The 13,778-nt window shown below is 41.6% G+C and carries 14 protein-coding genes and 1 pseudogene; 9 read left to right on the top strand and 6 right to left on the bottom strand.

What is annotated here, in order from left to right; all coding sequences use genetic code 11:
• Positions 1 to 53 precede the first annotated feature (53 nt).
• The 4 genes from AC5WOE_RS06990 to AC5WOE_RS06975 all read left to right on the top strand — a co-directional run bounded on the left by AC5WOE_RS06990 (position 54) and on the right by AC5WOE_RS06975 (position 4,493).
• Positions 54 to 704 carry a DsbA family oxidoreductase gene (locus tag AC5WOE_RS06990; protein ID WP_496047921.1) on the top strand — a complete coding sequence of 217 codons (651 nt, stop codon included), beginning with the start codon at positions 54 to 56 and terminating at the stop codon, positions 702 to 704.
• Positions 705 to 824: 120 nt separating this feature from the next.
• Positions 825 to 1,217, top strand: a complete 393-nt coding sequence (locus tag AC5WOE_RS06985) for a RidA family protein (protein ID WP_496047920.1) — start codon at positions 825 to 827, stop codon at positions 1,215 to 1,217.
• 557 nt (positions 1,218 to 1,774) lie between these two features.
• Positions 1,775 to 2,980 (top strand): S-methyl-5-thioribose kinase, encoded by a 1,206-nt coding sequence (mtnK, locus tag AC5WOE_RS06980; protein WP_496052209.1) that lies wholly within the window; start codon positions 1,775 to 1,777, stop codon positions 2,978 to 2,980.
• Between the two features lie 265 nt (positions 2,981 to 3,245).
• On the top strand, positions 3,246 to 4,493 hold the full coding sequence (locus AC5WOE_RS06975; RefSeq protein WP_496047918.1) for a Glu/Leu/Phe/Val family dehydrogenase: 1,248 nt from the start codon (positions 3,246 to 3,248) through the stop codon (positions 4,491 to 4,493).
• Between the two features lie 227 nt (positions 4,494 to 4,720).
• On the opposite strand, the gene AC5WOE_RS06970 is transcribed toward AC5WOE_RS06975, so the two are convergent.
• The 4 genes from AC5WOE_RS06970 to AC5WOE_RS06955 form a co-directional block, all read right to left on the bottom strand.
• Positions 4,721 to 5,503, bottom strand: coding sequence for an alpha/beta fold hydrolase (locus AC5WOE_RS06970; protein WP_496047917.1), 783 nt, complete (start codon positions 5,501 to 5,503; stop codon positions 4,721 to 4,723).
• 150 nt (positions 5,504 to 5,653) lie between these two features.
• Positions 5,654 to 5,962, bottom strand: a complete 309-nt coding sequence (locus AC5WOE_RS06965) for a hypothetical protein (RefSeq protein ID WP_496052208.1) — start codon at positions 5,960 to 5,962, stop codon at positions 5,654 to 5,656.
• A gap of 271 nt (positions 5,963 to 6,233) precedes the next feature.
• Complete coding sequence (locus AC5WOE_RS06960) at positions 6,234 to 6,749, bottom strand: tetratricopeptide repeat protein (protein WP_496047915.1); 516 nt, start codon at positions 6,747 to 6,749, stop codon at positions 6,234 to 6,236.
• A 183-nt stretch (positions 6,750 to 6,932) separates the two neighbouring features.
• Positions 6,933 to 8,153, bottom strand: coding sequence for a tetratricopeptide repeat protein (locus AC5WOE_RS06955; RefSeq protein WP_496047914.1), 1,221 nt, complete (start codon positions 8,151 to 8,153; stop codon positions 6,933 to 6,935).
• 348 nt (positions 8,154 to 8,501) lie between these two features.
• Between AC5WOE_RS06955 and AC5WOE_RS06950 the strand changes: the two genes are divergently transcribed.
• The 5 genes and pseudogenes from AC5WOE_RS06950 (at position 8,502) to AC5WOE_RS06930 (ending at position 13,073) form a co-directional block, all read left to right on the top strand.
• Positions 8,502 to 8,711 carry a hypothetical protein gene (locus tag AC5WOE_RS06950; protein ID WP_496047913.1) on the top strand — a complete coding sequence of 70 codons (210 nt, stop codon included), beginning with the start codon at positions 8,502 to 8,504 and terminating at the stop codon, positions 8,709 to 8,711.
• A gap of 174 nt (positions 8,712 to 8,885) precedes the next feature.
• Entirely contained in the window at positions 8,886 to 10,229 is a 1,344-nt protein-coding gene (locus tag AC5WOE_RS06945) for a phenylacetate--CoA ligase family protein (RefSeq protein ID WP_496052207.1), read from the top strand.
• Between the two features lie 32 nt (positions 10,230 to 10,261).
• Complete coding sequence (locus AC5WOE_RS06940; protein WP_496047911.1) at positions 10,262 to 11,497, top strand: phenylacetate--CoA ligase family protein; 1,236 nt, start codon at positions 10,262 to 10,264, stop codon at positions 11,495 to 11,497.
• 96 nt (positions 11,498 to 11,593) lie between these two features.
• Positions 11,594 to 12,406, top strand: a pseudogene (locus AC5WOE_RS06935) (bifunctional 3-deoxy-7-phosphoheptulonate synthase/chorismate mutase); the annotation flags it as partial.
• 55 nt (positions 12,407 to 12,461) lie between these two features.
• Positions 12,462 to 13,073, top strand: a complete 612-nt coding sequence (locus AC5WOE_RS06930; RefSeq protein ID WP_496052206.1) for a 4-hydroxybenzoate synthetase — start codon at positions 12,462 to 12,464, stop codon at positions 13,071 to 13,073.
• Positions 13,074 to 13,175: 102 nt separating this feature from the next.
• Here AC5WOE_RS06930 and AC5WOE_RS06925 read toward each other — a convergent pair whose 3' ends face one another.
• Both AC5WOE_RS06925 and AC5WOE_RS06920 read right to left on the bottom strand, forming a co-directional pair.
• The gene (locus AC5WOE_RS06925) at positions 13,176 to 13,445 is read right to left on the bottom strand and encodes a hypothetical protein (protein WP_496047909.1); all 270 of its coding nucleotides are present in this window, start codon (positions 13,443 to 13,445) and stop codon (positions 13,176 to 13,178) included.
• Positions 13,446 to 13,472: 27 nt separating this feature from the next.
• Positions 13,473 to 13,733: a hypothetical protein gene (locus AC5WOE_RS06920; protein WP_496047908.1), complete on the bottom strand. Its 261-nt coding sequence runs from the start codon at positions 13,731 to 13,733 to the stop codon at positions 13,473 to 13,475.
• Between the last annotated feature and the right edge of the window lie 45 nt (positions 13,734 to 13,778).

Below are 13,778 nucleotides of genomic sequence, written 5' to 3'. Positions count from 1 at the left end.
AAATATCCTTGCTTATGTTTGATAAGAAGTACCAATCATTTGGGGGTGATACTATGTCACTAAAAATCCGAATTTATTCTGATTATGTATGTCCGTTTTGTATGTTAATAGAAAAACCTCTTGAAGAAGCAATACAAGGCAAAGATGTCGAAGTGGAGTGGATGCCTTTCGAGTTACGTCCATATCCTGACGAGACATTAAAACCAGAAGGTGATTATTTACAAAACATTTGGATGCAGGCGGTTTATCCAATGGCTAAAAAGATGGGAATCCCCATTGTATTACCTAAAGTTTCTCCTCAACCATATACACATTTAGCCTTTGAAGGATATCAATTTGCTAAGGAACATAACAAATCAAACCAATACAACCATCGAATGTTTCGTGCATTTTTTCAAGAAGAAAAAGATATTGGAGATATTGATGTATTGACTAAGTTAGCAGAAGAAATTGGGCTGGATGGGCAAGAATATAGAAAGGCATTAGAAACAAGAAAATACAAAAAAGTGCATCAACAAATACTTGATCATGCTTATACGGAGGCTGATATTCGGTCTGTTCCCACTCTCGTAATAGGCAGAACGGTTGTAAAAGGCGTTCGTTCGAAGGACACATTTGAAAAAGTAATGAATGATGAATTACACAAACAAAAAACAGAACGTAACTTGGAAGGATTATATTGTGGAATTGATGATTGTAAGTAAAGCGCTCGACGATAAGGATAGACATATAAACTATTTTATAAACACATAAACGTATATGCCCGATTCTAATATAGGAAATTTCGATACATTATATTTTTATAACGGAGAGGATGAAAGATCATGTCTTTTAAACAAGTACACACGCAACCAGATCCATACACACCATTTCTTATTTCACAGGGGATCAAAGCTAACGGATTGGTTTTCGTATCTGGTCAAGCTGCGATCGGCGATGATGGAAATTTAGTTGGCATTGGAGATTTCGATAAACAAGCAGATCAAGCATTTCAGAATTTGGATCGTGCATTAAAGGCTGCTGGATCAGGTGTTGACCGAGTGATTAAAGTAACCATTTATCTCACTTCCATGTCTCATTTTGAAAAAATCGTAGAACTTCGACGCAAATGGTGGTCACAACCCTATCCAGCAGACACCCTCGTTGAGGTATCTTCTCTTTATTCGCCTGATGCAATGATTGAGATCGATGCTATTGCACATGCGGATGAAGATTAATAACCATAATTCTAATTCTACCAATACTACTACTAAACGTATCATGTTCATGTAAACTCAGGTGAACTTTGAAATACTAGAACCAACTCAAGTAGTAGCAGAACAAGTAGGAATTTTGTTGGATGGAATTTAAATGATCTCTCAGGAAGAGAAAAAAGGCACTGAATCGCTAGATTTACAGGGATTCGGTGCCTTTAAAAAAATCTGCAACTTTTAAGCCTTGTTCTATGTCAAGACTTCACTTCTCCAGATCTTTATTAATAATTGCTTTCTTCAATGGTAGAATCGTCCTCGGAACTCAAATCTATCATTCGAATTTCGCTGCCCAACTCTAATTGCTTAAATAAGCAGCCATCGAAAAGCTAGTGTCTAGGTAATCCACAATCACTTTGTATATATTTTTAGCATATTAATAACATTAACGAGTTTACGCTGTTTATCTTAGTGGGCGGTCGCCAAGATATCAAATGTGCGCCAATAAATCCTTGTCATTATGGAACGCCATCAGCCGGTGTTCGATTAGGCTAGATAGAATTGGTATTAGGAAGGATGCGAAAATGACAAATTATCACACCTTAACACAAGCAGAAGCGGTCGAGTATGTACACGGCATCGAGGATGTATTCCCGGATGGTGTGCAGCTGAAGTCTCGAGCCATCGGCGACGGCAATCTTAACCATGTGTTTCATATATCGGACCCTGTATCTGAGCGATCCTTGATTCTGAAGCAGGCGCTGCCTTACGTCAAGGTGATTGGCGAATCGGTTCCCTTGACACTGGACAGAGTACGCCTCGAATGTGAAGCATTACGCATTCACGGAGAGCTTTGTCCTGATATGACACCAAAGGTATATGCGTATGATTTGAATTTAGCGCTGATGGTCATGGAGGACTTGGGCGACCACACTGTCATGCGCCACGGACTGATGGAGCTGGGGCGTTATCCGTTGTTTGCCTCGCATATCGGATTATTTTTGGCGCGGACGTTGTTCTTCACCTCGGATCTGGCCATGGACCAACTGGAGAAGAAACTGCGGGTGAAATCGTTCATCAATCCGGAGCTTTGTAATATAACCGAAGATCTCATCTTATACGCTCCTTATACAAAGTCTCGGGTGAATATCGTGGAACCTTCTATTCGTGATGCCGTTGAGCAAATTTGGTCGGATGAGGAGCTGCATCTGGAGGTCATGCTGCTGAGGGAGAAATTTCTGACGAAAGCACAGGCTTTGCTGCATGGTGATTTGCATACAGATAATATCTTTATCAGACCGGATTCTACAAAGGTCATTGATCCCGAATTTGCTTACTACGGTCCGATGGGCTTTGATATCGGGACTGTTATCGCCAATCTTCTGTTGAACTATTCAGGCCAAGAGGGTTGGAGCCGGGATGTGCTAGAGCGCACCGATTACCGTGATTACCTGTTGGATACCATACAAAACTTATGGACACAATTTGAGTTTCAGTTTCGCGAGTTTTGGAACGAGCATGTTGCTGACCGGATGGCGAAGACCCGAGGATATCAAGATTTGTATATGGCAGGACTGCTGCAGGACACTATCGGATTTGCTGGGGTGATAATGTTGTGTCGTGTCTATGGTTTTATCCATGTTGCGGACATCGACCACATCGAAGATGCGGATGCCCGCCAACGAGCACAGCGGATTGCATTGGAGATCGGTGTGGCGTTGATCAAACGGAATCGCTCCGCCCGCTCTATTGAGGAAGTGTTGGATATCGCTTTAAATGTTGTAAACTAATCCAGTCTTTGAATGACTTATGCATGATTGAAGTGACCCTTGAAATGCCTACTTAATGGTGGAGGATTAAGAAAACAGCTGAATCCGCCCTTAAGTATTTTTATTTCAACTCAACTGACAGGTCTAAAATTATATGCTGTACAAAGACTTAAACAAGACGTTAAGATATATATATTATGTAAAACAATACCTTGAAATAAAGCTAGTGTGTGATTGAAATTCCTTGAACATGTCTAAAATCTAAAAAGTAAAAGAGGAACCGAAGATGAAGGCAAAAGAGAATAATCCATTTTTAACAGTACAAAAACAGATTGAAACAGCAGCACAGAAATTGGAACTTGAACGACATGTGATAGAAATCTTAAAGCACCCCAAACGTGTACTAAAAGTTGCATTTCCTGTAAAAATGGATGATGGATCAATTCGTGTCTTTGAAGGATTCCGCTCGCAACATAATGATGCTATGGGCCCAACCAAAGGAGGGATTCGTTTTCATCCAGATGTGAATGAAGATGAAGTGAAAGCATTGTCTATGTGGATGACATTTAAATCCAGTGTTGTTGGCTTACCGCTCGGCGGTGGAAAGGGCGGAGTGATTGTTGATCCTCGGTCATTGAGTCAAGATGAACTAGAGCGGATCAGCCGGGGTTTTTTTGAAGCAATTATCCAAATTATTGGTCCAGATAAAGATATTCCAGCTCCAGATGTATATACGAATTCACAGATTATGGGTTGGATGATGGATACGTTCAGTCGGTTTAATGGTTCGTTCTCCCCAGGAGTGATTACAGGAAAACCTTTGAGCATCGGAGGTTCAAAAGGACGAGGAGAAGCGACTGCACAGGGTGTTGTATTTACAGTGATCGAAGCGATGAAGCAGTTGAAAAAGCCATTAGAAAATGCAACAGTAGCTATTCAGGGTTTCGGTAATGCAGGGCGGAATGTGGCTAAGTTGTTAACCGAATTGGGAAGTAAGGTTGTTGCTGTTAGTGATTCAAGAGGGGCTATTTATGATGCAAAAGGGTTGAACCTTCAACGATTGATGAAGGTGAAAGAGCAAGGAAATATTCGAGATTATGGTGCTGATTATCAAATCAACCCAGAGGAACTGTTTGAACTGGATGTGGATATCCTTGTTCCTGCTGCTTTAGAAAATGTAATTACATTAGATAATGCTCATCGAATTCAGGCTAGAATTGTGGCAGAAGCAGCAAATGGACCGACAATACCGGATGCTGATAAAGTCTTATTTGAGAAAGGGGTGCTAGTCATACCAGATATTCTTGCAAATGCTGGGGGTGTGACAGTTTCCTATTTTGAAGGAGTACAAAATGCAATGAATTATTATTGGAGTGAAGAAGAAGTAAACAGAAAATTAAAAGTGATTATGGTTGATTCCTATCACCAAGTAAGTCAACTTGCAAAAAGGTATCAAACCGATTTACGTACTGCTGCCTACATAAAGTCAATTAAGAAAGTAGTGGAAGCAATGCAGGCGAGAGGTTGGATTTAAAAGGGTATGAAAGAACTGATAAATATGGTAGTACTTTTTTCATTGATTCCCACTTAACAAACACCAATTTGCAAGTTGAATAGTGCATCCTTTGTCAGACTTCAAATAAGATTAACGGTCATAATTTGTACAAGAAGACTCCCAACTCTAGGAAAGTTGGACTGAATGAAAAGACGACTACTCATTCAAAATGAATAAGAGTCGTTTTTTTGTTTCGTTAATACCGATCAATGTAGGAAACGATGGATCTCTCCCAACACCTTGCGATGCTCCTGTGAAAAGACCCCGTGACCGGAATGGGAAAATAGAATCAGCTCGGAATCTGGAATACGACGGTTCAGGATTTTAGCATGCTTTGGGCTGAAGACCCAATCATCCTTACCGTGAATAATAAGCGTTGATGCCGAAATTCTTCCAATCCGATGGTACGAATCGAAACTCTTGCTTGCCTCACGATGAATTTCCATGCTTCTAGGGCTTGAAGGAGCGATCTGCATTCGTTCCACGAACGAAGCGATTAAGTCCGAATTCTTTTGGATATAGGCTTTGGAGTAAAGCATACTTAGCGTGTCTTGCGGGGAAAATCCAGCGTTCTTTCGCATCATCCACTTCATCATCCGAAAAGAAGGCGGCACCCGTTTTACCCCGCAGGTCGTGGAACATAGGATTAATTTCGACACACGGCTGGGTTCTTCGATTGCAAGCTCTTGTGCAATCATTCCCCCCATAGATTGGCCTAAAATATGTGCCTTTTCGATATCGAGCGCGTTCATTAGCCCGATGACATCCTTTGCCATATCCGAGATGCTGTACGCTTCTGTTGGATCGTCGCTACGACCTGTACCCCGATAATCGAGTATGATGAATCTGTTCCTTTCGCCTAATGCGGTCTTGATTGCCGGGCTCCACCAGTCCATGTTGCTGTTTTTTCCTGAAAGTCCGATCAAAGGAAATCCTTCCCCAATCGATTCATAACAAATGTTAATGCCGTTGACGAATGCTTTTTCCAAAATTACTCACTCTCCAGTTTCGTAATCTCTGGTCGAGAATGAACGATATTCAAGATCAATATATTCTACGAAAGGAAATAGAGTGAGGATGAAAAGGGAAAGACTCTCAGTCAGATGACGGCTTGAGCCTTTCCGTTTAGAATTCCTTTTTTATTTCTCTTCTGCCGATTGTTGTGTCGATGTTGATTCCCCGGACACTTCCGAGTTTTGTTCCTGCGAGGATTTTTCCTTTATTCGTTCCAGTCCTATTGTCATTACTTCTTTGCCGGTTCCTATGATACCGGTCTTCAATGCATTGATGAACGTTTCGAATTGTAAACTGGATAGTTGTTTTTCATCACTCGTCACATTCACAAGTTCTTTGCCGAGGTTAACAGCGCCGCTTTTCAATGCAGCAGAGGAGAGCTGGATGATCTCTTTCTTTACTTCCTTGAAGACCCCTTTTATAATTTCTGACATGTGCTTCACCTCCTTTCCGATCCTGGGATTTACCCAGGTAAGGGGATGATTCTTGCTCTAGTTTCGTATTTTCTTCTTGTGATGCTTACAGGGAGCTTCTTGTTTCTTCGCCTCAGCTGAGGGTTGTCCGGGTAATCGAGGCCGTTCTAACAGCTGATTCGCTTCATGAACGGCGGTTACATTGCCTTTCTAATAGCGGAGATAATCCTGTGGAGTACTCTCTTTGAATTTCTATGTGTTTCTCTGCCTTCTCTTTTTTATGATTTTTTCTTCAGTTCCTCAATTGATCAAAATGCTGTAAGACAGAATTTGCTTTGTCAGGTTTTCCTGCATTTTGGTAAGCTGAACTTAAGTTCCGCAGGACTTCTTGTGCTTGCTCTGGAGTAAGGTAATTGGAATTTACTTTATAGTGGTCAAGCAGAAAGGTGAAGTCTTCGATTGCTGTTTCCGAGCAATGGAAAAAGGACTCCGGTAGCCTCAGACAAATGTTTCCACGCAACAACCGAATTTCTTTATGGTTTGAGTCTAAAGAAACGGCCAGATTCAATAGATCTAGTCCCTCTTGCGCTTTATCCGCTTTTTCCAGAATTTTAACAGCATCCCGTCCTAATAGAACAATCGTACTGCCATAATAGGCTTTAATTAGCGCATTCTCAGGCTCGGCTTCACAAAGCTTTGAGAGTATCTCGTTTGCTTTTATCACTGCTTTTTTGTCTCCGTCCACACCTTTATTATGGAGTGTTTTGGCTTCCTCGAATTGTTCTATTTTGACGCTTTGATCTGTCATTCCTATCGACCTCCGATATTGAAAATCTTGGTACTTCTGCAAACCGTAAAAGCAACACAAATAAATCTCTTCTGGCATAATTTATTTGTTGCGATATGTGCTGTTCCCATATGGAGGTTGGATTATTAAATGATCAGCGAGTCTGAGCCGTGTTCTCTTTCCATTCAAATAAGGAACTTGTTCCTATTCCTTCTCTATTTGCTGTTTTGCCAAGCTAAGGAGCTCGCTCCCGGCGGCACGAACGGCCCTTTTTATCAAAATTGATGTGGTGCTCTCGGCGATCGGTTTATGCTCAACAGCTGGTTTTCCTTCCAAAGACTTAAGCTTTAGCTGGAGGAGATGCCGAAAATCAGGGTCCTGTGTTTCATTCTTCAGCCTTTTCCAGCACATAACCGCAGCTTGATTTCGACCGATTCGGCAATATATCTCACCAAGTTCGTAGATAATCTTCAAGTAAATTTCCGTCTCAAGGAAGCCTGTTTCATTCAATTCCCGATCGATGAGAAATGTGTAATCTTCAATTACCGTTTCGGCTACGTGGAAATGCTTTTCAGGCAATCTAAATGCGGTTCTGCCTCTCAGCAGTCGAATCCTGTCATCCTGAGGGGCGGCATTTACTGCTCCGTCAAGAAGCTTAAGTCCAGTTTTCGACCACTTCAATTTATGCAATACTGATGTCGCATCCCGAGCCAATAGTAACTTGGTGACGCCATAGTATGCATCTACAAGCGGGTGGTCAGGATAGTTGGGGCGCACTCGTTCCAACAATTGTTGCATATCTTGAAGGGCCTTTTTATTCCCTTTCTGGGCGGCCTTGTGTAGGGTGATAATCTGTTTAAGTAAAATCTCGATATTTTTCTCACTTGGATTCACCAATTGTTCATTCATCTGTTTATTCATCTGAGTTAATTGTTGCAATATTTCATTTGCTTCTTTCAATTTTCCAGCATTTTGGTAAGCAGTACTTAGATCCTCCATAATTTCCTTGACTTGCTTATCAGTGAGGTAACTGGGATCTTCTTTATGACGATCCAGCAGGAAGGAGAAGTCTTCGATCGCCGTCTGTGAGGAATAGAAGAAATCTTCTGGCAGTCGCAGACATACTTTCGCACGTAACAACCGAATCTCCTTTTGATTTGGATCCATGGAAATCGCTTGATTCAAAGAATTTAGTCCTTCTTGCGCTTTATCCGCTTTTTCCAAAGGCTGGTCAGCATCTCGTCCTAATAGTGCAAGAGCAGTACCGTAATAGGCTTCAAAAAGAGCGTTGTCAGGCTCGATTTTGCGAAGTTTTAAGAAAATTTCACAGGCGGTTTTCACCGCATTTTTATCTCCGTCTAGGCCTTGTGTAAGCACCCTTTTTCCTTTTTCGAATTGCTCTATATGAGTGTAGTTTTTTTCCATTTCAATTCCTCCTTCCAAATGTCATTCTCGAGCAACTGCCAGTGGAAAGCTTCTCCAAATCGTTATTTTTAAAGTCAAGTAAAAAAAGTCCACCCTGATCTGAGCCACTGGCTGGACCGCTTATCAGGAGACGTGTATGGAGATATTGGAAATCTTGATCATTTTCCAATCTGAGTAACAACACGGATTACCCCTTCCTTAAAATAAACGATATATGCTAGTTACGATATGTATGGTTTATATAAACGGTTTGGATGGAATGCTCTTTTTTTACATTATGTGTGTTTGTCTGAATCAAGTCTGACTTTCCTTGCATTTCATAAAGAATAAATGGAAGGAGGGCAGAATGTGAGTGATATAGAGCTAAATAAAGAAGAGAAAAAAGCAGAAAAAGCAAAAAAAATAGAAGAGAAACAAGCTAAAGATAAACGGAAACAAGAAAAGAAAAAGGAAAAAGCAAAGAAAGAGGAAAAAGCAAAAAAAATAGAAGAAAAGCAAGCCAAAGAAAAGCGGAAACAAGAAAAGAGAGAGGCAAAAAAGAAGGAAGAAAAAAATTAATATAGATGGATTGAAACTATTCAAAGAAACAATTAGAGAGTAATAACAGATGTTACAACTGCTGTTGATAGATGAGGGAATGGTTACGCCTTTTCGCGTGGATCATGCCCTCACTCATTCTTTACTTCGGGGAGATTCTAAGTGTACTAAGTATACATGGAATGGAGGATTAAGATGAAGTTTCAAACTCATAAGATGACAGTCTCCATTGACAATCATTCATCCCATCTAGAACAATTTAATGAATTTTATAAGCAATTGTATGATGAAGGAAAAACCATCGAAAAACTTCCTCATCAAAATATAGAAGATTATCAGTTAAAAGCTGTTAACGCCACTCTTGCTCATGTGTGGAACCGAAATGAATACTATCGTTCAACGTTGAAAATGGCAGGCTTCACAGAACCTAAAATCGATAGTTTAGAACAATTAGCTACTGTTCCGATGCTGAAGAAAGATGTCATTAGAGGTGATAGACAAAAGATATTATGTGTCGATCCGAGAGAAATAGGTCAGGTACACCTCACCAGCGGCACATCGGGTAAGCCAATATATACCTCTTATACATTAGCTGATCAATATGTATACGATCTGTTACCGAAATATTTGGAGCTTTTTAAGGAATCGGAGGATGATGTCGCAGCAATTGCGCTGCCTTATGAATTTGCGTTGCCTGGTCTTGGCTTCCAGCGATTATTTCAATTTGCATTTGGTACGGGAGTTCTTTCGCTTGGAAAAGGTGGTTATATGGCTCCTATCGATAAGTCGTTGGAGTTAATGAAGGAATATCAAGCTACGGTACTAACTACAACCCCGTCTTACGCAGCCCTCCTAGCAGCAGAAAGTGAGAAGTTCGGTATAAAAATTGGTGAAGATATTTGCTTAAAGAAAATTTGGCTTACCGGCGAAGGATGCTCCTCCACCTTCCGCGAGAGGTTGGAAAAGTCGTGGGGATGCGAAGTCTCGTTTTTTTACGGCTCAACCGAGTGCGGGGTTGTTGGTGTAGAATGCAGTAAGCATAGAGGGTACCATGTCATGGAAGGACATGTGAAAGTCGAAATCATTGATCCGGTTTCGGAGAAAGTGCTTCCGTACGGTCGAACGGGAGAAATCGTTGTGACCACACTGCTTCGTGAAGGAATGCCGATGGTACGTTACAGAACTGGAGATCTTGGTAACTTGCAGAAATCCAAATGCGATTGCGGAATCACGATGGACGTTTTGCAGCTAAGAGGCCGAATGGAGCAGATGCTGCGCTTGGGTACCGAAGACTATTCTCCATTCTTAATCGAGCACTTTCTCATGGAGATTCCCGAAGTAGGTTTATGGTATCACCTTAAGTTGAATCAAGGATTGCTCACAATAGAAGCTGAGAAGTACCAGACGAAGCTAAGTGACGAGCAATTGGCGGCAAAAATTCAAAAGCATATGGCTGATCGGATTGGGATACATTGCGAAGTCGTAATCAGAGACGATATTCCTCGTACGTTCGGCAAAGCGATCAGAGTATTCAATTAGCTATACAAAAACGAGAGAGGAGGTGCGCATTAATGAATGACATCGATAAAGAGAGAGCGCGAAAATTTCAGGAGATGTATGTGCGTATTCTAAAATCCCCTCTGTATAAGACGAAATTATTGGAACATGCTTTAAACGGCATTGAATTGAGTAACATCCAGGAGCTTCCGTTAACTACAAAAGAAGATTTGCGGAAAGCTGGTATCTTTGGTCACCTTGCCGTCGATATGAAGGAAATCGCTCAATACCACGAATCGACCGGAACGACTGGGGAACCTTCAGCTGCTTGGTTTACGCAAACAGATTTGATGAATGGTGGAAGACAATTGAAGGAATGCGGCGTGCATTTGACGTCTGAAGATCTGGTGCTGATCCGCTTTCCTTACGCAATGGCACTGCCTGCATTTTTAATGCAGCATGCAGCCTGGCTTACTGGAGCCGGAGTTGTTCCTGCAAGCGGACGTACTATTGTTACTCCTTACCTTAGGGTGTTAAGTCTGATGAAACACCTTTCTGTCACGGTGTTAGCTGGACTCCCGCGTGAGATGGAATTGCTGGCCGAAGCGGCTCGTCTCGGCGGTTCTGAGCCGAGCAAGGACTTTCCAACTCTGCGCGCTATATGCGTCGCTGGTGAATTAATGAGCGACAAGAGAAGGGAACATATAGAAAAGCTGTGGAACGTGCCTGTGTTTAATATGTATGGTTCGACGGAAACTTCCAATATCGCTACAATGTGTGAGTATGGCACAATGCATATTGCAGAATTAGATATTTTTATAGAAGTACTAAATGAGGATGGTTCGAGCTCCCTTGCTTCCGGAAAAAGAGGGTTTGCGGCGATCACGACGCTTTCCCATCAAGGTTCTCCTCTGTTGAGATACTTTAATGGGGATATTATCTCTGTAGAACCCTGTTTATGTGATTGTGGTCGAACTGGAGCGAACTTGGTTCATTACGGCAGAAGCAAGGATCGAATACGTTTTGGAAACATCGTCTTAGACGCAATGGATATTCAGGAAGCCGTATATTCATTGTTTCCTGCTCCGGATGCTTGGAAGGTGCTAGAGCAGGCAGAGGGATTGCACTTTTTACTAGATTCGCATGATTCTAGAAAATGGTCAGAGGAATACGTCCGTTCTCAATTATCTTCTCGACTTCAAGTGCCAGTTTCCGTTGAAATCACTACATTGGTTGATCGTGTTGAGCTCATGAATAACGTTCCATCGATAAAGCCTGTATATATCAAAAAGCGAAGTAACGACACATAGAAATAGATCCATAGAATTCGATAACATAACGATAATTGGTTAGGAAGATTCCTATTATACGGAAAGAAAGGATTGTTAATCATGAGCGATAAATTGCAGCAAGAGAAATCACAGCTTCTCGTAAGCCGTCAACATAAAAACGAAGATACGATTATTAATATTAAGCAGTCGGTGATTGGTGGTTCTTCCCATACGCTGATCGCAGGTCCCTGCTCAGTCGAATCGAGAGATCAGCTTGTAACGGTTGCTTCCGCTCTAAAGGAAGCCGGCTTAACGATTTTACGCGGTGGGGCGTTCAAACCGAGAACATCTCCTTACGATTTTCAAGGGCTCGGTGAAGAGGGATTGAAAATTATGAAGGAAGTTGCGGATGAATTTGGATTGATAACCAACAGCGAAGTTATGAGTCCCATTCAAATCGATACAGCTGCCCGTTATATCGACATTTTTCAAATAGGCGCTCGTAACATGCAGAACTTCGACCTGCTGAAAGCCGTCGGTCAAACGAAGAAACCTATTCTACTGAAACGTGGTCTTTCCGCTACTTTGAAAGAGTTTATGTTAGCAGCAGAATATATACTACACCAAGGAAATGATCAAGTCATGTTAATGGAACGTGGTATACGTACTTTCGAGACAATGACTCGCAATACGCTTGATATTTCCGCTGTTCCAATTTTAAAGCAGGAGACCCATCTTCCAGTTCTAGTGGATGTCACCCATTCTACTGGGCGGAAAGATATTTTGCTGCCTTGTGCAAAGGCGGCGTTAGCAGCTGGCTCTGACGGGCTTATGGTTGAGGTGCACCCGAATCCCTCAGCTGCTCTCTCCGACGCCAATCAGCAAGTCAACATAGATGAGTTTCATACGTTCTGGAAAGGGCTTTGCGATTCCGGTCTGTACCATTGACCATTTTTTAATAACTGTCGAAAAGCGCGCACAATTGTCTGACGGAGGTGAGAGTATGGTAGACTCACAATTTGAGCAAAAGGTATCGGATGTTTTACAAGGATTGATATTCGACCTTTTGTTAGTAACGGATGGAAGGACAACGGATTTGCTAGAAATGCTGTCAAACGAGAAAGTTTTTGCACATGTGATACGGCAAGAACAAATTGGTGAAGAGGATGCAAACCTGATGGGTGAATCCTCGGGAGGCCCGTCCTATATTCGAGAATCGGTATTGATCTGCGAGAAAAGTCGATTCGTCGTGTCACACAACATTGCGCTTGTATATTCTAAGCATGTACCTCCTGTTTTGTTCGAGAAAATTGCGCATCGACAAGAGGGAATAGGAAAAGCGATCAGCTCACTCGGATTGCGCACATTACGAGAGGTGACCGACTCCGGATTCATTAACGAAGAGGAAACGGTTGATCTTTTTCAACGACCGATTAAGATTCACTTTCCTAATATGCAAAATAAGGTGCCTTACAAAAAATACTTCATTTATTTCGGATGTAAACCTGGGATTCAGATGCTAGAATATTTCCATCCGAGCATCATCGGACACCATTTGCAGCAATGGATGATGAAAGAACAAACAAATAAGAATACGGTTCTGAAAAAAGAATAACGGATCAATTCCTAGCTCTACAGAATGAACGTATTTCTTAGAGTTTTCCAATGCTTTTGAGGATGCAAGCCTCAACAGTGAATGATCTGCTGAGAGGCAGTCTTATTTTTTTGCTTTCATTTGTTCGACGAAATCGATTCCGGAGTCGAGTATTTGTTTACCAGCATGTTGTACGCCCATCTTTATGGCTTCGAATAATTGTACTAAAACGATTTCGATGGGTTGATCACGATTTTCTACAGCTTCTATGATTTTTTGCTTAGCTATGTCTGCTCCATTTTTGACCGATGTCGTGTAGGTAGCAGTACAGGATCTGAATGCCTGATTGATTTCGTGAAAAATTTTTGAAGACTCTTTATTTTCTCCAGCCAATTGCTTCACCTCCTTATGATACTGCATTTAGCTATTCTCGACTCTTTCCTCGTTTTGAAACTGATTCGCTTCAGCCTCTACTCGTTGGATTTGGTTTTCAACGCGGTCACAACCATCGTCATCTTGTATCAGAACGGAATCAATCGTTCCTGTTAGTTTCTTGCCGTTCCGAGATGTAAGCAATGCAACGATAACGCCCACCACTAGTACGAAAACAAGTACGCCACATAAACTCATACCCAGAATGAATAATATTTTATCCGCAACATCCATGTTCCTTGTTTCCATCTACTTTCACTCCTCTTATGAATAATTCAGTATATGAGCAAATAT

The sequence above is a fragment of the Shimazuella sp. NTD248 genome (assembly GCF_059510395.1).
The sequence above is the reverse complement of the archived record's forward strand: the minus strand, read 5'-3'. Positions and strand labels throughout refer to the sequence as shown.